Genomic DNA, 20,137 nt, shown 5'->3' on the forward strand with positions numbered 1-20,137 from the left:
TCGCGTCCGCCACGCCTATCGTGTCAATCCGGAGACAGCCATGCAGATCAAAGCTGCCATTGCCCGCGCAAAAGGCGCCGAACTCAGCCTCGAGACGATCGACATCGAGGAGCCTAGGGAAAACGAAATCCTCGTTAAAGTCGTCGCGACCGGTATTTGCCATACGGACATTGTCGTGCGCGACGGCATGCTTCCGACGCCGCTGCCCGTGGTGCTCGGCCATGAAGGTGCGGGCGTGGTCGAGAAGGTTGGCCGCGCTGTCTCGAAGGTGAAGCCCGGTGACAAAGTGGTCATGACCTTTAATTCCTGTGGGCGTTGCCCGAGCTGCCAGGACCACCACCTCAGCTACTGCCACGAGTTCTTCCCGCGCAACTTCTTTGCCACGCGAACGGACGGCACGAGCGCACTTTCCGCGGGCGGCGAGCCTATTCACAGCAATTTTTTCGGCCAGTCATCCTTTGCTACCCATGCAATCTGCCACGAAGTGAATGTCGTGAAGGTGCCGGAAACAGCGCCTCTCGAACTGCTCGGGCCACTCGCCTGCGGCGTCCAGACCGGCGCCGGCGCCGTGATGAACGCGCTCAAGGTCTCGGCCGGTAAGTCCTTCGCGGTGTTCGGTTCGGGCTCCGTCGGTCTTTCCGCCCTGATGGCCGCAAAGGTTGTGGGTTCCACGATTGTCATCGCCGTGGACAGGAACGAGGAGCGGCTGGAAATGGCGCGCGAGCTGGGCGCCACCCACACGATCAATCCGGCCAAGGTCGACCCGACGGCTGAGATCATCGGGATCACCGGCTATGGGCTAAACTTCGCGCTTGACACAACGGGTATATCGAGCGTCATTCGAAGTGCGGTGATGGCGCTGGCGCCGATGGGCGCCTGCGGAATTCTTGGCGCCTCGGCCATGGGCAGTGAAATCAATCTCGACGAAGTGCATTTTATGAGCGGCGGCCGTAGGCTGATGGGCATCGTCGAGGGCGAATCCAACCCGGATACGTTCATTCCCATGCTGGCCGAGCTCCACGCGCAGGGCCGCTTCCCCTTCGACAGACTCGTGAAGTTCTACTCCTTCGACGAGATCAACCGGGCAATCGCGGATTCCGAGAGCGGCCGGACCATCAAACCGATCGTGCGCATGCAGTAGCCACGGCGGAGGGCTGCGACCGGTGCATTCGCTGAGGGATTGTGTCGAAAGCCGCCATGCTGTCCGGGCCCGGGCCGTGAACAAGGGCAAACCGGCGACCTGCTGCATGTCTCCTTAGATCGATCTCGATTTGAGGACATGCAGCGTTTCAAAGTGCTAAAGCGGCCTTTGCGCGTCTGATAAGGCGCGCGACGCGATTTCGCTCAGGTCTCGTAGGTGCTGCGGCCATCACAGACGGTCATCATCGGGAGCAACGTCGCGAGCTGGATGAAAGGCACTGCTTCGATGTCGCCGCTCAGCACGACCACATCGGCGAGATAGCCTGGCTTCAGCATGCCCTTTCGGTCTTCCATGAATTCGACCCAGGCGCTGCTCCGGGTGTAGGCGGCGAGCGTTTCCAAGAGAGAAGGGCGTTGGTCGGGCAGATCCGGCTTCAACATAGCACATTAGATGCAGTATATCGGGTCGAGCGGCGAGACAGGCCAGTCTCTCGCGAAGACGACAAGTGTCCGCCAGTCAAGGCGTACGGTCAGCGGTCTTCGCCGATGCGGCTCAAATACGGCTCGAGGGGCAGGCCGGCGGAGCCGGGGGGATGGGTCGGTTGCATCGACGCCACGACGCCGAGTTCCTGGGACCGCCGAAAATCGGTCGGAAGTGCTGCCTGGATATGTTCCACCCGGTGGCGGCTGTCGCGCCGGCTGGTGGTTTGCGAGGCGGCCTGATAGCCATTCATGTCCACCGCACCGTCGCCAGTGGCGTGGACAGCGACTTGCAGATCCGCGATCCCATCGGCAAACATCGCCTCCCTGCGCTCCGCTATCACGACGGCGACGAGCGCCCCTTCGGGGCACTCGGCCAAGCGTCCCTCGGGGCTATGGAAGGAGGCTTGCGGGCAGGTGCCATCAATGCCGGTAGTTCGCTCTCGGCCTGTAGTGGCTGTCGTCGGCCTTTTCAAACAGGGCATTTACCTGAGCGTGCCGGACCGGCTGACCGCTCTCGTCGGAGACGAGGTTCTGCTCCGAGACATAGGCGACATATTCGCTGTCGTCGTTCTCGGCGAACAGGTGATAAAAAGGCTGATCCTTGGTTGGCCGGATCTCCTGCGGAATTGCGTTCCACCAATCCTCGGTGTTTGCATATTCCGGATCGACGTCGAAGATGACGCCCCGAAACGGGAAGAACCGGTGCCGGACCACCTGCCCGATCTCGAATTTCGCGTTTCTCTGTTTCATGACGCAACACATCCTTTCAGACCATATCTGGGTTGTCGCATGTGGAACATCAATAGCGACGCGAAACCGGTTGAGAAGCGTTCGCATCGTCGCATTTGAGAAAAGGCGGGTCTCGCCGGAGACCCGCCTTTTCCTGTCAGGTTCTGCCCCCGTTATTGCGCGCGGACTCGGTGCGCATCAGACGGAGTAGTACATGTCGAACTCGACCGGATGCGGGGTCATTTCGAAGCGCATGACTTCCTGCATCTTGAGCTCGATGAACGAGTCGATCTGATCGTCGTCGAAGACGCCGCCGGCGGTCAGGAACTTGCGGTCCTTGTCGAGGCTTTCCAGAGCTTCGCGCAGGCTGCCGCAGACGGTCGGAATCTTCTTCAGTTCCTTCGGTGGCAGATCGTAAAGATCCTTGTCCATCGCCTTGCCCGGATGAATCTTGTTCTTGATGCCGTCGAGGCCGGCCATCAGCATGGCGGCGAAGGCGAGATACGGATTCGCGCTCGGGTCGGGGAAGCGGACTTCGACGCGCTTTGCCTTCGGGTTGCTGCCGAACGGTATGCGGCAGGAAGCCGAGCGGTTGCGGGCGGAATAGGCAAGCAGGACCGGTGCTTCATAGCCCGGGACGAGGCGCTTGTAGGAGTTCGTCGACGGGTTGGTGAAAGCATTGATCGCCTTGGCATGCTTGATGATGCCGCCGATGAAATAGAGGCAGGTTTCCGAAAGGCCGGCATACTCGTCACCGGCGAAAGTCGGCTTGCCGTCCTTCCAGATCGACAGGTGCACGTGCATGCCCGAACCATTGTCGCCGAAAACCGGCTTCGGCATGAAGGTCGCGGTCTTGCCGTAAGCATTGGCGACCTGATGCACGACATATTTGTAGATCTGCATCTTGTCGGCGTTGCGGACGAGTGCGTCGAACTTGACGCCGAGTTCATGCTGGGCGGCGGCAACTTCGTGGTGGTGCTTTTCCACCGTCACGCCCATTTCAGCGAGAACGGTGAGCATTTCGGAGCGCATGTCCTGGCAGCTGTCGACCGGCGGAACAGGGAAGTAACCGCCCTTGATGCGCGGGCGATGGCCGAGATTGCCCGTTTCGTAGTCGGTGTCGTCATTGGAGGGCAGTTCGGTGCAGTCGAGCTTGAAGCCGGTATTGTAGGGATCGGCCTTGTACCGGACGTCGTCAAAGACGAAGAACTCGGCTTCCGGCCCGACGAAAACCGTGTCGCCGACGCCGGAGGCCTTGAGATAGGCTTCGGCCTTTTTCGCGGTGCCGCGCGGGTCGCGATTATAGGCTTCGCCGGAGACCGGATCGAGAATATCGCAGACGATGACCATGGTGGACTGCGCGAAGAACGGGTCCATATGCGCCGTCTCGGGGTCGGGCATCAGCACCATGTCGGACTCGTTGATGGCCTTCCAGCCGGCAATCGAGGAGCCGTCGAACATGACGCCATCGGCGAACATGTCCTCGTCCACGACAGCAACGTCCATCGTCACATGCTGAAGTTTGCCCTTCGGGTCGGTAAAGCGCAGGTCGACGAATTTGACGTCGTTTTCCTGGATCTGTTTCAGAACTTCACTCGCAGTCGTCATTTTTTGTAATTCCCTGTGTGAGATAACCAAGGTTTGGCAATTCGGGGCCGGACGGCCCCAAGGATCGAACGAGGGTATGGGGCCGCGAATGTCGACAGACCCTTGTAGAATAGGTGATCAGATGGCGTCGAGACCGGTTTCGCCCGTACGAATGCGAATGACCTCTTCGACGTTGGACACGAAGATCTTCCCATCGCCGATGCGTCCGGTTTGCGCCGCGTTGCGGATCGCTTCGATCACCGCCTCCGCGTTCTCGTCCGCCAGCACCACCTCGACCTTTACCTTCGGCAGGAAGTCGACGACGTATTCGGCGCCGCGGTAGAGTTCCGTGTGTCCCTTCTGCCGTCCGAAGCCCTTTGCCTCCGTGACGGTGATACCCTGCAGGCCGACTTCCTGAAGGGCTTCCTTCACTTCGTCGAGCTTGAAGGGTTTTATGATCGCTTCGATCTTTTTCATGAGAAAATTTCTCTCCGCTTCTCCCTTTAAAGCCGGGTCATGCCCGCTCGCCCTCCAATATGCATGTAGCGTGCCAATTTTATAGGGAAATGATGCGCCAATCGCGGATTTCCCCGGGGCAAAGAAGCGGTTGCATTCCGGCGGTTCGCTTTCCCGGCGCTGGGTTCTGCCTAATTTTTATTAGACTTGATCGTCTGATGCGCTCTCATGGCTCGGTGCCACCGCCAATTTCGACGCAGTGCATGTTGTTTGAGCAATAATTGTGTGCAAATGCACAATGAATAGGCACAATGGCAGTTGATCCGTTGCTCTTGTCTTGTGCTTCCACTCGCGCTTAGATCGAGCCATGGGCGAGGCACTTCGGGATCTATTGGTAACGCCGGCCGAGATGGCGGCAATCGACGAGGACGCGGTCCACTCGGGCATCGAGAGCTTCTCGCTGATGTGCTCGGCGGGAATGGCCGTGTCGGCGGCGGCCCTGCGTCTCTTTCCCTCCGCCTCCCGTTTTGTGGTTCTTTGCGGGCCCGGCAACAATGGCGGCGACGGTTATGTGGCGGCAGCGGCACTCGCCGAGAGTGGCGCCAGCCTCGCCGTTTTCGCGCTTGGCGACGTCGGCAAACTGAAGGGCGATGCGGCGCGGGCACGCGCAGCCTATGCCGGCGAGATTCAGGCGATCGGGACCTATGAGCCACAGGCCGGAGACGTGGTGATCGATGCCTTGTTCGGCGCGGGACTTGCCCGCGATCTGCCGGATGAAGTTCAGGAGGCGATCAGGCGGGTCGAGGACAGCCGCCGACCGGTGATCGCCGTCGATCTCCCCTCTGGGATCGACGGACGGAGCGGCGAGATACGCGGTGCGAGTTTCACTGCCGCGCATACTGTGACCTTCATGGCCGCGAAACCCGGCCATCTGCTCCTGCCGGGGCGCACGCGCTGCGGCACGCTCGAGGTCTTCGATATCGGCATCCCCGACCGGGTGGTGCGCGCGCGTACCGGCGACCTCCGCATCAATACGCCGGCGGTCTGGCAGCAGCATGCGTCCGGTCTGGACCCGGCAACCCATAAATATAAGCGCGGCCATCTCGCCGTCTTTTCAGGGCCGCAGATCTCCACCGGCGCCGCGCGCCTGTCGGCGATGGCCGGCCTCAACGCCGGTGCAGGGCTGGTGACGCTCGTTTCGCCGCCGGACGCGATCGCGGCCAACGCCGCGCACCTAACCGCCGTCATGCTCAAGGAAATGGGCAAGACCGGCGACCTTGCGGCATGGCTGAAGGACAGGCGCTTGGGCGCATTCGTGTTGGGCCCCGGCTTCGGCGTCGGCAAGAAGGCGAGGGCGTTTGCACTGATGCTCTGCGGACGGGCGCTGGTCCTCGATGCCGACGCTGTGACGTCCTTCAAGGAGAGGAGGACGGACCTTTTTAACACTATCGCGATGGAGGGCGGGCAGGTGGTGATGACGCCGCACGAGGGCGAGTTTGCGCGTCTTTTTCCGGAGATCGCCGCCGACACCGCACTCTCCAAGATCGAGAAGGCGCAGGCCGCGGCGAAGCTCAGTCATGCGGTGATCCTGTACAAGGGACCGGACACCGTCGTCGCGGCGCCATCCGGACGCACCGTCGTCAACGCGAATGCGCCACCCTGGCTTGCGACGGCCGGATCCGGCGACGTGCTTACCGGCATCATCGGTGCGCACCTCGCACAAGGCATGCCGGCATTCGAAGCGGCCGCGGCCGCCGTCTGGCGCCATGGCGAGGCGGGCATGCGGGCCGGGCAGGGTGCCACGGCCGAGACGCTTGTCGCGAACATTCCGCCGTTCGACTACAGCGCCACGCGTCCAATGGGACGCGTGGCGCTGTAAGCGGGCGACGCAGCGTTAACCCTGCGAGTTCAGCCGCGCGTGCCCTTGGCGATCGGCTCCTGATAGGTAAAGCCCATGTCCCAGGGGAAATAGATCCATGTGTCCTGGCTCACCTCGGTGACGAAGGTATCGACCAAGGGGCGTCCCTTTGGCTTGGCGTAGACGGCGGCGAAATGCGCCTTTGGCAGCATGGCCCGGACTTCCGCCGCCGTCTTTCCGGTATCGGTCAGGTCGTCGACGATAAGCACGCCTTCGCCGCCATCGCGTGCGATTTCCGCCGTAATGCCTTTGAGCACCTTCATCTGCCCCTGGCTGTCGTAATCGTGATAGGAGGCGATGCAGACGGTTTCGATCATGCGGATGTTGAGCTCGCGGGAGATAATCGCCGCCGGAACGAGGCCGCCGCGGGTGATGCAGACCATAGCGCGCCAGTCCTGCCCGTTATCGGCAAGCCGCCAGGCGAGCGCGCGCGCGTCGCGGTGGAACTGGTCCCAGGATACGGGAAAGGCCTTTTCGGGTAGGGACATGTGGCGGACTCCGAAATCGTGGAAGCAGGAACTCGTGAAACGCGATAGCCCAGGGTCGGGAGCATCGGCGCTACAGTGATTTGAGCATCCAATACTGGCAATGCAGGCAGCAGTGCAAGACCCCGCATAAGGCCCGAATGCAGGTGATCCATGGCCATAGCATCGGCCGGACGTACCGGTCCCGGAAGGCTCGATCCGCAGATCAAGGAGCTCCAGCGATTTTTGCGCGTTCGCAAGATGCGCGGCGCTTGAGCGGATTCCGGATAAGGTTGGGAAAACCCGTATGATATCTGCTCAGGGCGCGCGGGTCCGCGAGATGGCATCGATCATGGCTGCCACGTCGGCTTCCGCGGCATCGAGAAACGAAGGGTCGCGTGCTCGAATGACGATCTCGGTAGAAAAGCTCCTGCCGTCGAATTTCGGATAGGAACCGATGCTCGTCTGCGGGTGCTTCTTTTGAACCTCGGTCAGGGGAACGCCGATATCTCCTTCGCCGAAGGGCGAGCGGACCGTGCGCGACAGGATGGGAGTGCCGGCATGCAGGGTGGGCAGTAGGGTATCGAGCATCGCCTGGAACACCTGCGGAACACCGGCCATGACATAGACATTGCCGATCCGGAATCCCGGCGCCGTGGAGACGGGATTGACGATGTGCTCGGCCCCGACGGGCATGCGCGCCATCCGCTTGCGGGAGTCGGTGAACTCCATGCCGCGCCGCTTGTACATTGCGCCGAGCAACTCCATCGCCCTGGGCTCGTGGATGCATTCGACGCCGAACGCCTTTGCGATGGCATCGGCCGTTATGTCGTCGTGGGTCGGACCTATGCCGCCCGAGGTGAAGACATGGTCGTAACGGCCGCGTAGCGCATTGACGGACTCGACGATCGCGGCCTCGTCGTCGGCGACGATCCGGACTTCGCGGAGATCGATGCCGACCAGGGTCAGCATATCGGCGAGATGGCCGATATTCTTGTCCTTGGTCCGGCCGGAGAGAAGTTCGTCGCCGATGGCGAGCATGGCGGCGGTGACGATCGTGGCACTGATCATGGATACTCCGGCATGGTGGGATCGCTCGACGCGGCCTTTCCAGCGTAGCGAATACTGAAGGGTCCGGCGACTGTCCCGTTCTGACAACAGCGTTGCATTCTCATAGTTCCTGCCGGCCCTGACAATCAAGCGCTTTGCCGCAAGGCGAAGATCGACGGACACCGGGACCGTGTATTGTCGATTTGGATTGAACACCTGCTTGCGCGAGACCTGCCTCACGTCCTCGAACTTATGGATAAGCGTCTGCATCGAACGGCTGAGGGCGCGTTCAAAAATGGCACGACAATAGCTAATTTATGCTAAGATCGCGCCTGGCAATACCACAGCCGAGGAGGAGCATGCGGGGCGTGTGCACATGCTAGCGCATCGGCCCGAAAATCGGACCTGATTTTCGGGAGTTGCAGCGCCCTTTGTGCGGGCCGGGATTACCACGGGAGTGAAGAATGGCTCGGATCGTTTATTCCATCGTTCCACACGACGGAGGCTGGGCGTACAAGGCGGGTGATGCGTATTCGGAACCCTTTCCCAGTCGCGAGATGGCGGTAACAGCTGCCAGGATCGCGGCTGCCGAGCAGCAGGTCGGCGGGGAGGACGAGGAAATTAGCTTCCAGGACGAGGCGGGGAACTGGCACTTCGAGCATGCGGATGGGGGGGATCGCCCTGAGGCGACCGTCGAGGACGGCTGAAGGTTGATGCACTGAAAGGGCTTGCGGACAGGCTCGCCCGGACATCTGCCGCCGATCTGCCTGGCGGCGACGCGACGGAGGTTTCCATGCATTACAATGTTCAGATCTTCACCTGGACCCCTCGGCAGGGTGTGCATCAGGTGGGATCACTCATCGGGATCGATGCGCCGAATGCCAAGGCAGCAGCAGTTTCGCTGCTCGGGTTACGGCTGGAAGACAAGGGCGATTCATCGAAACTCGCGGTCCGAGTGTGGCGGGGCGAGGACGCCGAAAAAGCCGATTGCGACTGCTTCTTCTATCACGGAGAATGATCATAAATGGGGCCGAAATGCATCGCTGAAGCGCTCGCCGGGCCCTTGGATACATGGGCAGGCTGGATCGCAACCCGCGGGCGTTCAGCGCGGCTTGCGGATGATCATCCGGAACCAGCCTGTGCGCGGGGCGAAGCTGTCTCTTGCGCGCAACTCCGCCTGACGCGCCTCGATGGCATTGGCGAAAGCGTCCTTTCTTGCATCGATGGCGCGACGCATGTCGGCAAAATCGTCGCGATCCACTTGGACTTTGTCGGTCACGCAGGACTCCTTTGCTCGCGAGCGCGGCTGACAAATGAGCGGCCGGCGAGGAGAAGAAGCTCCTCGTCGCGCGTGCCCGCCTGATAGCTGTCGATCAGCATTCTTCCGTAATGTTGCGCCGGTGCGCTGGCGCGCGACCACCGGTTCTCGCGGCATAGCCGATCGAATACCCGCTGAATTGCAGCCAGGTCGTCTGGAAATAGGGGAACGTTGCTGGACGCATGCATTGGATGCACGGACTTACCCTCAGCCACCGGTGCAGGACGATTTCGATGCACCGTCACCATGCCAGAAACACGCACTGATTGAGACCCTGCCGAATCAGGGGTTTGCGCGGATTTATTGCGCAGGATCAAGATGCAGCGGGGAGCACTTCCCGTCGGCGAGGTACTAGGCGCCCAACTGCCCGCCATCATGGTGCTGCGCAGCGATGACATCCGCTCTGTAAAGAAGCTAGGCAATAGACGCCCCGATAAACCCGGGTATACGGCGTTTCGTCGCAGGCTACGGCCGCCTTTGTTGTCGTTTTCGGAGTGCCTTTCTGGCGATCGGTGGCGCTGAACGTCCTTTTCTTCTTCACTCTTCTTGTTGGAACCTATTCACCGCAAGTGGGTTAAATCAGCGGCGTCAATTGAAGGAGAACGTCAATGGCTGATAGAGATCCAACCGTAATCAATACGGGCGGAAGTGGCGGCGGCGGTTGGGCCGTTGCCGCCATAGTGGTGGTTCTGGTGCTGGTCGGAGCCTTTTTCCTGTTCGGCGGCGGTGATCTGTTCTACGGCGGCGGCGGTGGTGGCGACACCGACGTCAATGTGAATGCGCCCAACGTCGAAGTGCCCGCCGGCGGTGGTGAGGCCGCACCGGCACCTTCGGGCGGCGAGGCGGCTCCGGCACCCTCGGGCGGCGAGGGCACGCAACCGGCTCCGGCGCAATAGACGCCGAAAGACCGCGATAGCCACGCCTCCTGGAGCCATGAATTGCGCGTTGCGCCTGGCGCGGCGCGACGGAGAGGCGTGGTTGTGTTCCCGCTTCTGGGAAGCGGCTCTGCCGATCCTGGATCGGCCGCAAACATTTCCTTGACTGAATCGCCCAAGTGCTTGATCTAGGCCGCAGGCGGACGTGGCGAAACTGGTAGACGCAAGGGACTTAAAATCCCTCGGCCTTAGGCTGTACGGGTTCGACCCCCGTCGTCCGCACCAGCACCGTTCCCTTCTGCACTCCCCGTACTCGCTACTGCGCAGCAATCTGGAATTTTTGGTCGACGGTCGCGGTTTCGCCGCTGTTGATATCGTTGAAGCGGTAGCGCAGTACATAGTCGCCGGCAGGCGCGCTGCTGATGTCGACGGTCAGCGTGGCGTAGATTTCCTGGTTTCGCATATAGCCGGTGAAGGTGAAGTCGCCGAACGCCTTGCGGCTGGCGAGTACGTCGCCGTCCGGGTTCAGTATGTCGAGATCGACCGTGAAGCGTGTCTCGACCTTCTCGTCGCCGGACTTCTTCCAGGTGAGCCCCAGGGGCTCGACATAGGAGACGAGTTTTTCGCCCGTCTTGAATGTCGCATCCTGTTTCGGCTCGTACATCGCGTAGCCGGCCGGCGCGGCGGTTACGAACACGGCCTTGCCGATCGCGAAGGGAAGGGTCTGGGAGAAATCACCGACCGCCTGCCGTAGCGTCTCCCACGCTGCCGCCGTGTCGCCGGTGTTCGCCTGGTTCTCCGCCCGCGCTGCCGCGTCGGAAAGCGGTCCCGCTTCGGCGCTAGCGCCGATCGAGGCTGCGGTCGCCAGCGCCGCAAGAAAGGGCAGGTGTCTTCGCATCGCGTTTCCCCAGACCCGCTTGGAAAAAAAGCTTCGGCATTTGCAGCCGTAAGTCAAGATAAGCCAATGGGGCTAGAGAAGCTCGGCGGTCCGCCATCCTTCCAAAATCAATGGTCTCGAACACAACAATGTGCGATAGCGACGGCAATCGGCAATCGAACGGGTAATGCGAAATGAGACAGGATGTCGAATCGGCGACGGCGGCCATGCGCGAAATCTTCCCGGCGACGCCGTTGCAACTCAACGATCACCTGAGCGCCCGCTTCGGCGCGTCGGTGTTTCTCAAGCGTGAGGATCTGTCGCCGGTTCGCTCCTACAAGATCCGCGGCGCCTTCAACTTCTTTCGAAAGGCGCTTGCGGGCGGTGCTGCCGGCAAGACTTTCGTCTGCGCTTCGGCGGGAAATCACGCGCAGGGCTTCGCATTCGTCTGCCGGCACTTCGGCGTGCCCGGCGTCGTATTCATGCCGGTGACGACGCCGCAGCAGAAGATCGACAAGACCCGCATGTTCGGCGGCGAATTCATAACCATCCGGCTCTTCGGCGATATATTCGACCAGTGCTATCAGGCGGCGCGCGACCACGTCGCGGCGATCGACGGCATCATGGTGCCGCCCTTCGACCATCGCGACATCATCGAAGGGCAGGCGACGGTCGCCGCGGAGATCGACGATCAGCTCCCCGCCGGCACTGTCCCGGATCTCGTCGTGCTGCCCGTCGGCGGCGGCGGGCTAGCCGCGGGCGTCACCGGCTATTTCGGCGGCAGCCTTTCGGCCGATCGCTTCGTCTTTTGCGAGCCGGCGGGCGCGCCGAGCCTTAGGCGCAGCCTGGAGGCCGGCAGCGTGATCACGCTCGACCAGGTGGACAATTTCGTCGATGGTGCGGCCGTCGCGCGGATCGGCGACCTCAACTTTGCCGCGCTCGGCGGGTTCCGGCCAGACCAGGTAATGCTGCTGCCCGAAAACGCCATCTGCCTGACGATCACCGAGATGCTGAACGTCGAAGGCGTCGTCCTCGAACCGGCGGGGGCGCTCGCCATCACCGCATTGGAGGCGCTCGGTCGCGAGCGGCTCGAAGGCAAGACCGTCGTCGCAGTCGTCTCCGGGGGCAATTTCGATTTCGAACGCCTGCCGGACGTGAAGGAGCGGGCGATGCGGCATGCCGGGCTCAAGAAATATTTCATCCTGCGCATGGCCCAGCGGCCGGGCGCGCTGCGCGACTTCCTCAATCTGCTTGGCGAGGAGGACGATATTGCCCGCTTCGAATATCTGAAGAAATCGGCGCGCAATTTCGGCTCCGTACTGATCGGCATCGAGACGAAACACGCCGAGAACTTCCCGATCCTGAAGCAGCGCTTCGACGCGGCAGGGCTGCGCTACCAGGACATTACCGAAAATGAGGTTCTCTCCAATCTGATCATTTGATCGCAGTGCCACGGAGCCGCGTCATGTTTGCTTTGACAGCGCCGGTCGTCGCGGCTAACCATAGGGCATGGCATCGTTTTTTTCGAAACTTTTCGGTCTTTCGCGCGGCTCCGAACTTGAGGCCGAACCGGCCGCAGGCAAGACGGAGAACTATGCGGATTGCCTGATCCGCGCGACACCGATTCGCGAGGGAGCGCAATTCCGGCTCGCCGGCAGCATCGAAAAGACGATGCCCGACGGCGCGACGAAAACGCGCAATTTCATCCGCGCGGACCTCTTCTCGTCCGAGCAGGACGCCATCGATTCGGCTATCCGGAAGGGCCGGCAGATCGTGGACGAGCAGCGCGCGGCGCTTTTCGCCGACGACGCCCAGACCCGCTCGGTCTGACGGGATCCGCGCGGCGGATCCAATCACACCAATTGCCAAAGAGACGGTCAGAACGCGTGGCGCCGATTTCGATCGGCGCCACGCTCCATGACGCTTAAAGCCGGATGCGGAAACGGGCGAAGCCTTCCGGTCCATCGCCGGCGTCTTCAACCGTAATGGCCTTCAAGTCGGACAGGAACTGCCGTGCCCTGGGGCCGCTGTCGAAGACGACGCTGGTGTTCACCATAGGGGCAAATGCCCAATTGCCGTCGGCCGACGGATTGATCGTTCCCTGCTCGATGATGTAGCGCACGATGACATCACGATTGGTATCGGGCGCGACGAAGACGACCTTGTCGGCCGCGATTTCCGGAAAATTGCCGCCGCCGCCGGCGCGATAGTTGTTGGTCGCCACCACAAATTTTTGTGCGGGATCGATCGGCTTGCCGTCGAATTTGAGGTCGCGAATGCGGCCGGATTCCGGGTTCACGAGATTGCCGTCCTTGTCGAACTTCGCCGGCTGCGACAAGTCGATTTCGTAGGTGACGCCGTCGATCACGTCGAAATTATAGGACGGGAAATCGCCATTGATCAGGCTTGCATCCGTCGATCCGGGCGCGATCCGGTTGAAGATGCCGGCGGACATTTCCAGCCAGTTGCGGACCTGCTCGCCGGTGACGACGACGGCCTGAACCGTGTTCGGGTAGAGATACAGGTCGGCGACGTTCTTGATGGCGATGTCGCCGGCCGGTACGTCCGTATAATACTCGGCGCCGCCGCGTCCGCCGGCCTTGAACGGTGCCGCCGCCGAAAGAACGGGCAGGTCCCGGTAGTCGGTGTCCTTCAGCATCTCGCGGATATACCAGGTCTGGGCCTGGCTGACGATCTGCACGGAAGGATCGTCGGCGACGAGAGCGAAGTAGGAATAGAGCGGTGCCGAAGTCTTGCCGACGGGCGTGCGGACATAGGCGAGCGTCGCCTCATGGTCCTTCTCGGCAGCAGCCAGCACCTCCGGCTTGTCGCCGACCTCCGCGATCACCTTCTTCTCTTCACGCCTGAAGATCGGCCGGGCCTCGCTCATCGAACTCACAACCCGCCATTGGCCGCCGTCGCGCTCGAGGAGAAGGTCGATAAGGCCGAGATGCGAGCCCCAGAAGCCGCCCATCACGCCCGGCTTTCCGGAAATCAGCCCCTTGGCATTGTCCACCCCGGCAATGCCGTCGAACTTCGGTCCCGGGAAATCGAGATGGCTGTGGCCCGTGACGATGGCATCGATGCCGTCGATCGCCGCCAGGGGGATCGACGCATTCTCCAGGTTTTCGGCATAGGCTTGCTGTCCGATGCCGGAGTGAGAAAGCGCGATCACGATGTCGGCGCCTTCCTCCCGCATCTGCGGCACCCAGGCTTCCGCCGCTTTGACGATGTCACGGGCATTCGCCTTGCCCTCCAGGTTCTTGGCATCCCAGGTCATGATCTGCGGTGGCACAAAACCGATCAGGCCGATGCGGATCGGGTGTTCCTGGCCGGTGCCGTCCCTGACCTTGCGATCGAGAATGACATAAGGCTTGAGGAAGAGCGCATCCTCGCGCGGGTTCGCGGCAAGCGTGCCCTTCGTCAGGTTGGCGCAGACGAGCGGGAAGTTCGCGCCGTTCGCTACGTTGAACAGGAAGTCGAGCCCGTAGTTGAATTCGTGATTGCCGAGCGTGCCGCAATCGTAGCCGAGCACATTCATGGCGGCGATGATCGGATGCATGTCGCCTTCCTTCATCCCGCGCTGATAGGCGATATAATCGCCCATCGGATTTCCCTGCAGGAAATCGCCATTGTCGACGAGGATCGAGTTCGTCGCCTCGGCGCGGATCGCGTCCATGATCGAGGCCGTGCGCGCAAGCCCCATCGTGTCGTTCGGCTTGTCGGCATAATAATCGTAGGGGAAGACATGCACGTGAAGATCCGTCGTCTCCATGATCCGCAGATGCGCCTGATTCGCGGCCGCGCGGGTAGAGAAGGGGTGCAGCACGGCAAGTGCGGACGTAGCGGCGAGGCCGCCAAGCAGGGCGCGGCGCGATATGGGATGCAAAGCGGTGGTCGATGGCATGGGCGGATCTCCGTATTCTGGAATGCGGGCGGACTCGCTGCTCACAGGCGACCCTCCCGCTGGCCGTGATGTTACTGCAACTTCACCGCGTGACTATGACGATTTGCGGCCATAGTACCAAGAAGCAAAATCCTGTGGGTCGCCGACTTCTGAGAACCGGTAGGTAAGGCTTTTTTCAAATTTTACCTTTACTAGCCATTCGGTTGAAATCGGAAGTCACGTGCGCGCATGCCCAACGCCAATCTGATGCTCTTTCTCGGTGAGGCGCTGGTCTATGCCGCGGCCATGATCGGGCTTCTGCATCTGCGGACCCGTCTGGGGCTTGGCGTCTTCGTGGCGGCGCTCGGCGTGATGCATTTCATCGAGACCTATCTCGCCGCGGTCTTCTACGTCCAACTGCCGTTCGGCGTTATTTCCCCCGGCTCCGCCGTGTTCTTTTCCGGCAAGCTGATGATGATCCTCCTGCTTTATGTGAAGGAGGACGCCGCGACGGTGCGCCAGCCGATCTACGGTCTGCTTGCGGGCAACTTCCTGACCGTCGCTTTGAGCCTGCTGCTCAGGCAGCACGACACCGTGGCGATCGTGCAGAATCGCGTGGCCGACATCGCCTTCATAGACGAAATGGGATGGCTGATGGTCTGGGGCACGACGCTTCTCTATTTCGACGCAATCATCATCATTCTGCTTTACGAGAGGCTCGGCCGCTGGTTCCGCCGATTCGTGACCATCCGGTTCCTGATCAGCGGCGCGGCGGTGCTGACTTTGGATCAGATAGGCTTTTATACGGCACTTCATTTCATCAACGGCGCGCCCTTCGACGTCTTCTGGGGCGGCTGGATGGCGAAGATGCTGGCGGCACCCTTCTATGCCCTGGCGATCGGCTTCTATCTCACTGCTTCGCGCCATGCGTTCCTGGCGATTTCCGACCGCCCCTTGGCCGATGTCTTCAACGATCTGACCTTCCGCGAACGCTACGAGGATCTCTTGTCCCGCGCCGGTCATGATACGCTGACCGGGGCGCTCGATCGCGGACGCTTCGAGAGCGAAGGCCAGCAGGTGATGCGCGAGGCGGCGGCGAAGGATAAGCCGGTCAGCCTGCTTCTCATCGACGTCGATCGCTTCAAGAGCGTCAACGACACCCTGGGCCACATGGAAGGCGATCGGGTGCTGAAGAAGCTCGTCGAGACGGTGAGGGATCAACTGCGGCCGGTGGATCGCCTGTTCCGCTACGGCGGCGAGGAATTTATCGTGCTTTGCCCCGGCCTTGCCTATGCGGATGCGCACGCGCGGGCCGAGGACATAAGGCTGGCGGTCCCAAAGAGGGTGGCGACATCCGACGGACAGCCGGTCACGATCAGCATCGGCGTTTCGGCGACGCTTGCGGATGGCACCGGGATTCGCGAACTGCTGTCGGAGGCGGATGTTCGCCTCTATGCGGCCAAAAGCGCCGGCCGCAACCACGTCGTCGGCCGCTGACCGCCGCTACGGCGTGCGCTAGATCCCGACATTCGGGCGATCGATGATCTCGCGAAGCGAAAAGCTCGAATTGATCTTCACGACATGCGGCAGCGCCGACAGCCAGTCGCGGTGGATCCGTTCGTAATCCTCGAGGTCCTTTGCCGCCACACGCAGGATGTAGTCGTATTCTCCGGACATCAGATAGCACACCAGCACATTGGGGCAGAGTTTCACCGCCGCCTCGAATTCGGCGAGCGTCTTGGCGAATTGCCCCGACAGCGAAATATGCACGATGACCATGATCTTGTAGTCGAGCGCCTTGTGGGCGATGCGGGCATGGTAGCCGGCGATAGTGCCGGACTTCTCGAGCAGATCCACCCGCCGCGAACAGGCGGATGGCGAGAGGCCGATCCTTGCGGCGAGGTCCGCATTTGATATCCGTCCGTTCTGCTGCAGCACACGCAGGATCGAACGATCAATGGCGTCGAGGTCACTCATTCGTGCTTTCGTTCAGAAATGGCGCTCATCGCGCAATAATACACGAATCTCATGCGCGGCCAGCCCCCTCTTTGCAAGGACATTCGGGGCGTCATCTGTTTTGCTGGGTTTCCCAGCCCATGCGGCGAAGGCCAACAGATAGGAGAGGAACGCAAGGATGCGTGTCGGTTGCCCGAAGGAAATCAAGAATCATGAATATCGCGTCGGCCTGACGCCCGGGTCGGTGAGGGAATATATCGCCCATGGTCACGAGGTCATCGTGGAGACCAAGGCCGGGGCAGGGATCGGGGCGGACGACGACGCCTACCGCGCGGCCGGCGCGCGGATCGTACCGATGGCCAAGGACGTGTTCGAGAAGTCGGACATGGTCGTCAAGGTCAAGGAGCCGCAGCCGTCCGAATGGGCGCAGTTGCGCGAGGGTCAAATCCTCTACACCTATCTGCACCTGGCGCCCGATCCCGAACAGACACGGGGACTTCTGAATTCGGGCGTCACCGCAATCGCTTACGAGACGGTCACGGACGAGCGCGGCGGCCTGCCGCTGCTTGCGCCGATGTCGGAGGTGGCCGGCAGGCTTTCCATCCAGGCCGGTGCCACCTCCCTGCAAAAGGCGAATGGCGGCCGCGGCGTCCTGCTCGGCGGCGTGCCCGGCGTGCTCCCGGCCAAGGTCACGATCATCGGCGGCGGCGTTGTCGGCCTGCACGCGGCGAAGATGGCGGTCGGCCTCGGCGCCGATGTTTCGATCCTCGACCGGTCGATCCCGCGCCTGCGTCAGCTCGACGATATTTTCAACGGCCGCATCCACACGCGTTATTCGACCATCGATGCGCTGGAGGAGGAGGTGTTCTCCGCCGACCTCGTGGTCGGCGCCGTGCTCATTCCGGGTGCCGCCGCGCCCAAGCTCGTCACGCGCGAAATGCTCTCGGGCATGAAGAAGGGTGCCGTTGTCGTCGATGTGGCGATCGACCAAGGCGGCTGCTTCGAGACCTCGCATGCGACCACCCATTCCGAGCCGACCTATGAGGTCGACGGGATCGTGCACTATTGCGTTGCCAACATGCCGGGTGCCGTGCCGATCACCTCGGCCCAGGCGCTCAACAACGCGACGCTGCACTACGGGCTTCAGCTCGCCGATCGCGGCCTGAAGGCAATCGCTGAAGATCGGCACCTGCGGGCGGGTCTCAACGTGCATCGGGGCCGCGTGACGAACGCCGCCGTCGCAGAGGCTCTCGGATATGATGCCTTCGCGCCTGAAGCGGTGCTCAACGTCGCCTGACGGGGTTCGACGGCCTGTCTGTCTGCCTGTAACAGCAGTGCCGTGAAACTGGCAAAGGGCTGTGCACCTCAAAAGACGCACAGCCCTGTCGTGTTTCTCCACTCGGCTGCTTCAGCACCTTTCGATGCGGCACTGGTAGCAATTGTATTTGGCGGATCGCACATGCACGAAGGCGACGTCCGGCCGCGCCAGTAACTCCTCGGCGCGCTGCTCGAGCTGTTCCTGCGGTATGACGCCCCCGGTCCCGTAGACGATGCGTTCATCCGCGCCATAACCGCGAAGCAGGTAATCCTTGCTGGATGTGAGAACGGGCGGCATAGTTTGTCCATCCGCGGCGGCGGGGCATTCCTCGGCATGAAGGAAGATAGGTCCCATTTCAGCGTAAGGCTGGACTGACAAAAAGGGGCGATATGCCAAAATCAGATAGGGCTGATCCGCCTCGACATTGCTGAGGCAATGCCGGCAAGGCACACCATCACCGTCCGAAATGTGCCGCTCGGGCAGATTGCCATTGGCATCGCGCCCGCCCCGCCAGATCCGCTGCGCCTCTTCGGCCGGCATGCAAATGTAGCGCAAAGTCATTGAGCATTCTCCTCATGAAAAGCTATCGAGGACAATGCGCCTTGGTGACCGGTCGCGACACCCGAAACTTGCCGCGCCCGTATGGTTAGTTACAGCTTCTTGGCGAAAGCGAGCAGTTCGTCGTCCGTCAGCGGCTCAATGGTAACTTCTCCCGTCGCGACGGGCGAGAAACCGAATTGCTGATAGAGCTGCAGCGCACGGGGGTGGTCGAGGCTGTTGGTCGAGACCGTGACCTTGGACGGGTCCATAGCCCAGGCGGCAAACAAGGTCTGCAGCAGGAACCATTTTCCCAAGCCCAGCCCGAGCGCATGTTCCATCAGCCCGAAATGGGTGATTTCCACGATGTCCTCATCCCGCTGCTGAAGTTCGAAGAAGCCGGCCGGCGCGCCGTTGACGTAGAGAACGCTCAGCGACGTCGCCTTGTCATGCAGCACGGCCGCCAGTTCCTGATCGTTCATGCGCAGGCGGTCCGTCCAGTGCCAACGCTTGCCGACGCCCAGATAGAGAAAGTGGTAGTAGGCAAGGGGGATATCGAGTACGCGGAGGATCGCCGTATGGAGGTTCACAGGCATCGGCAGGCTCTGCTTCGGCGGCGACGTCATTTCGAGCTCGGTGACTTGTGCCGTGATTGCGGCAGGCTTCGATCCTTGCATGGTTTTCACTCTCTACCGATTGCGACGGGCGTATCGGGACGAGCGCCCCACTCCGACCAGGAGCCATCATAGAGCGTATTGTCCGTATGTCCCAATGATTGGAGCGCAAGTGTGATGATCGCGGCGGTAACGCCGGATCCGCAGGTGGTGACGACCGGCTTCGCCAGGTCGATCCCGGCATCCGCAAATATCGTGCGCAGCGATTCGAGGTTCTTGAGCTTTCCGCTCTCGGAGAAAACGCCGGAGGGCAGGCTCCTGGCGCCGGGCATATGGCCCGACCGCATCCCCGCGCGCGGCTCCGGCTCCTCGCCTGTGAAGCGGCCGGCGCTGCGGGCATCGGCAATCTGCGCCAGACGGTTTTCGACGATGTCCCTCATGCGCTCGAAGGAGGTGACGGCCTGCTCGTTCACGGCCGTGTGGAACCTGCGTCGTGCGGGGTTTGGAACCTCGGCCGTGGTCGGACGGCCATCCGCCCTCCAGCCATCCATGCCGCCGTCGAGGACGTAGACGTGCTTCGCGCCCATGATCCGGAACATCCACCAGACCCTCGGCGCCGTGAAGATGCCGGGGCCGTCATAGACGACGATCGTGTCCTCTTCGCCAATACCCATGGCGCCGACGGCCTCGGCGAAGGCTTCAGCCGAGGGCAGCGTGTGGGGCAGTCCGCTCGTCTGGTCCGCGATCGCATCCTGATCGAAGAATACCGCACCGGGGATATGAGCCGCCTTATATTCCGCCTTGGGGTCTCGGTTCTGCGCCGGCAGGTACCAGGCGGCATCGACGATCTTGGTCCCGGGATCGCCGAGGCGTTGCTCCAGCCAGTCGGCGGAGACAACGAAGACGCTCCTGTTGTTCTTGTCATTCAT

Annotated in this window: 23 protein-coding genes and 1 tRNA gene; 10 read left to right on the top strand and 14 right to left on the bottom strand. The window is 61.7% G+C overall.

Features of this window, described 5'->3' with window-relative positions; translation table 11 throughout:
* Window positions 1–40: 40 nt before the first annotated feature.
* A complete protein-coding gene (locus tag EKH55_RS06790; RefSeq protein ID WP_069457078.1) occupies window positions 41–1,141 on the top strand; it encodes an NAD(P)-dependent alcohol dehydrogenase in 1,101 nt (366 codons plus the stop codon).
* A 203-nt stretch (window positions 1,142–1,344) separates the two neighbouring features.
* Here EKH55_RS06790 and EKH55_RS29680 read toward each other — a convergent pair whose 3' ends face one another.
* The 5 genes from EKH55_RS29680 to EKH55_RS06810 all read right to left on the bottom strand — a co-directional run bounded on the left by EKH55_RS29680 (window position 1,345) and on the right by EKH55_RS06810 (window position 4,416).
* A complete protein-coding gene (locus tag EKH55_RS29680) occupies window positions 1,345–1,581 on the bottom strand; it encodes an amidohydrolase family protein (protein ID WP_246231785.1) in 237 nt (78 codons plus the stop codon).
* An 89-nt stretch (window positions 1,582–1,670) separates the two neighbouring features.
* On the bottom strand, window positions 1,671–2,000 hold the full coding sequence (locus EKH55_RS29685) for an amidohydrolase family protein (RefSeq protein ID WP_225192529.1): 330 nt from the start codon (window positions 1,998–2,000) through the stop codon (window positions 1,671–1,673).
* A 43-nt stretch (window positions 2,001–2,043) separates the two neighbouring features.
* Window positions 2,044–2,373 carry a heat shock protein HspQ gene (gene hspQ, locus EKH55_RS06800; RefSeq protein WP_069457075.1) on the bottom strand — a complete coding sequence of 110 codons (330 nt, stop codon included), beginning with the start codon at window positions 2,371–2,373 and terminating at the stop codon, window positions 2,044–2,046.
* A gap of 177 nt (window positions 2,374–2,550) precedes the next feature.
* Entirely contained in the window at window positions 2,551–3,960 is a 1,410-nt protein-coding gene (gene glnA, locus EKH55_RS06805; RefSeq protein WP_069457074.1) for a type I glutamate--ammonia ligase, read from the bottom strand.
* 117 nt (window positions 3,961–4,077) lie between these two features.
* Entirely contained in the window at window positions 4,078–4,416 is a 339-nt protein-coding gene (locus EKH55_RS06810) for a P-II family nitrogen regulator (RefSeq protein WP_003528058.1), read from the bottom strand.
* Window positions 4,417–4,762: 346 nt separating this feature from the next.
* Between EKH55_RS06810 and EKH55_RS06815 the strand changes: the two genes are divergently transcribed.
* Window positions 4,763–6,274 (top strand): NAD(P)H-hydrate dehydratase, encoded by a 1,512-nt coding sequence (locus EKH55_RS06815; protein WP_151611205.1) that lies wholly within the window; start codon window positions 4,763–4,765, stop codon window positions 6,272–6,274.
* Window positions 6,275–6,303: 29 nt separating this feature from the next.
* On the opposite strand, the gene gpt is transcribed toward EKH55_RS06815, so the two are convergent.
* Both gpt and EKH55_RS06825 read right to left on the bottom strand, forming a co-directional pair.
* The gene (gene gpt, locus EKH55_RS06820; RefSeq protein WP_069457072.1) at window positions 6,304–6,801 is read right to left on the bottom strand and encodes a xanthine phosphoribosyltransferase; all 498 of its coding nucleotides are present in this window, start codon (window positions 6,799–6,801) and stop codon (window positions 6,304–6,306) included.
* 294 nt (window positions 6,802–7,095) lie between these two features.
* Window positions 7,096–7,848 carry a competence/damage-inducible protein A gene (locus EKH55_RS06825; protein ID WP_069457123.1) on the bottom strand — a complete coding sequence of 251 codons (753 nt, stop codon included), beginning with the start codon at window positions 7,846–7,848 and terminating at the stop codon, window positions 7,096–7,098.
* A 443-nt stretch (window positions 7,849–8,291) separates the two neighbouring features.
* Between EKH55_RS06825 and EKH55_RS06830 the strand changes: the two genes are divergently transcribed.
* Together EKH55_RS06830 and EKH55_RS06835 are read left to right on the top strand one after the other, a co-directional pair.
* Window positions 8,292–8,534: a DUF2188 domain-containing protein gene (locus EKH55_RS06830; protein ID WP_034857390.1), complete on the top strand. Its 243-nt coding sequence runs from the start codon at window positions 8,292–8,294 to the stop codon at window positions 8,532–8,534.
* 86 nt (window positions 8,535–8,620) lie between these two features.
* Window positions 8,621–8,845 (top strand): hypothetical protein, encoded by a 225-nt coding sequence (locus tag EKH55_RS06835; protein ID WP_069457071.1) that lies wholly within the window; start codon window positions 8,621–8,623, stop codon window positions 8,843–8,845.
* A gap of 84 nt (window positions 8,846–8,929) precedes the next feature.
* On the opposite strand, the gene EKH55_RS29335 is transcribed toward EKH55_RS06835, so the two are convergent.
* The gene (locus tag EKH55_RS29335) at window positions 8,930–9,106 is read right to left on the bottom strand and encodes a hypothetical protein (protein ID WP_165614687.1); all 177 of its coding nucleotides are present in this window, start codon (window positions 9,104–9,106) and stop codon (window positions 8,930–8,932) included.
* A gap of 647 nt (window positions 9,107–9,753) precedes the next feature.
* Between EKH55_RS29335 and EKH55_RS06845 the strand changes: the two genes are divergently transcribed.
* Together EKH55_RS06845 and EKH55_RS06850 are read left to right on the top strand one after the other, a co-directional pair.
* On the top strand, window positions 9,754–10,041 hold the full coding sequence (locus EKH55_RS06845; RefSeq protein ID WP_069457069.1) for a hypothetical protein: 288 nt from the start codon (window positions 9,754–9,756) through the stop codon (window positions 10,039–10,041).
* 178 nt (window positions 10,042–10,219) lie between these two features.
* A tRNA-Leu gene (locus tag EKH55_RS06850) sits at window positions 10,220–10,305 on the top strand.
* A 31-nt stretch (window positions 10,306–10,336) separates the two neighbouring features.
* Here EKH55_RS06850 and EKH55_RS06855 read toward each other — a convergent pair.
* Window positions 10,337–10,918: a hypothetical protein gene (locus EKH55_RS06855; RefSeq protein WP_151611206.1), complete on the bottom strand. Its 582-nt coding sequence runs from the start codon at window positions 10,916–10,918 to the stop codon at window positions 10,337–10,339.
* A 173-nt stretch (window positions 10,919–11,091) separates the two neighbouring features.
* Between EKH55_RS06855 and ilvA the strand changes: the two genes are divergently transcribed.
* Window positions 11,092–12,339 (top strand): threonine ammonia-lyase, encoded by a 1,248-nt coding sequence (ilvA, locus tag EKH55_RS06860; RefSeq protein WP_069457067.1) that lies wholly within the window; start codon window positions 11,092–11,094, stop codon window positions 12,337–12,339.
* A 67-nt stretch (window positions 12,340–12,406) separates the two neighbouring features.
* Window positions 12,407–12,727 (top strand): HlyU family transcriptional regulator, encoded by a 321-nt coding sequence (locus EKH55_RS06865; RefSeq protein WP_069457066.1) that lies wholly within the window; start codon window positions 12,407–12,409, stop codon window positions 12,725–12,727.
* Window positions 12,728–12,821: 94 nt separating this feature from the next.
* Here the strand turns inward: EKH55_RS06865 and EKH55_RS06870 are convergent, their stop codons facing one another.
* A complete protein-coding gene (locus EKH55_RS06870; RefSeq protein ID WP_069457065.1) occupies window positions 12,822–14,804 on the bottom strand; it encodes a bifunctional 2',3'-cyclic-nucleotide 2'-phosphodiesterase/3'-nucleotidase in 1,983 nt (660 codons plus the stop codon).
* A 228-nt stretch (window positions 14,805–15,032) separates the two neighbouring features.
* Here EKH55_RS06870 and EKH55_RS06875 point away from each other — a divergent pair, with 228 nt between their 5' ends.
* Window positions 15,033–16,280, top strand: coding sequence for a GGDEF domain-containing protein (locus EKH55_RS06875; protein ID WP_192803752.1), 1,248 nt, complete (start codon window positions 15,033–15,035; stop codon window positions 16,278–16,280).
* 18 nt (window positions 16,281–16,298) lie between these two features.
* Here EKH55_RS06875 and EKH55_RS06880 read toward each other — a convergent pair whose 3' ends face one another.
* The gene (locus EKH55_RS06880) at window positions 16,299–16,760 is read right to left on the bottom strand and encodes an Lrp/AsnC family transcriptional regulator (protein ID WP_151611207.1); all 462 of its coding nucleotides are present in this window, start codon (window positions 16,758–16,760) and stop codon (window positions 16,299–16,301) included.
* A 157-nt stretch (window positions 16,761–16,917) separates the two neighbouring features.
* On the opposite strand from EKH55_RS06880, the gene ald reads away from it, so the two are divergent.
* A complete protein-coding gene (gene ald, locus EKH55_RS06885; protein ID WP_069457062.1) occupies window positions 16,918–18,036 on the top strand; it encodes an alanine dehydrogenase in 1,119 nt (372 codons plus the stop codon).
* Window positions 18,037–18,147: 111 nt separating this feature from the next.
* Here ald and EKH55_RS06890 read toward each other — a convergent pair whose 3' ends face one another.
* The 3 genes from EKH55_RS06890 to sseA form a co-directional block, all read right to left on the bottom strand.
* Window positions 18,148–18,618 carry a DUF1203 domain-containing protein gene (locus tag EKH55_RS06890; protein WP_151611208.1) on the bottom strand — a complete coding sequence of 157 codons (471 nt, stop codon included), beginning with the start codon at window positions 18,616–18,618 and terminating at the stop codon, window positions 18,148–18,150.
* Between the two features lie 89 nt (window positions 18,619–18,707).
* Window positions 18,708–19,271 carry a GNAT family N-acetyltransferase gene (locus tag EKH55_RS06895; RefSeq protein WP_069457060.1) on the bottom strand — a complete coding sequence of 188 codons (564 nt, stop codon included), beginning with the start codon at window positions 19,269–19,271 and terminating at the stop codon, window positions 18,708–18,710.
* A gap of 5 nt (window positions 19,272–19,276) precedes the next feature.
* Window positions 19,277–20,137, bottom strand: a complete 861-nt coding sequence (gene sseA / locus EKH55_RS06900) for a 3-mercaptopyruvate sulfurtransferase (RefSeq protein ID WP_069457059.1) — start codon at window positions 20,135–20,137, stop codon at window positions 19,277–19,279.

It is taken from the genome of Sinorhizobium alkalisoli (assembly GCF_008932245.1).
Lineage (GTDB): Bacteria > Pseudomonadota > Alphaproteobacteria > Rhizobiales > Rhizobiaceae > Sinorhizobium > Sinorhizobium alkalisoli.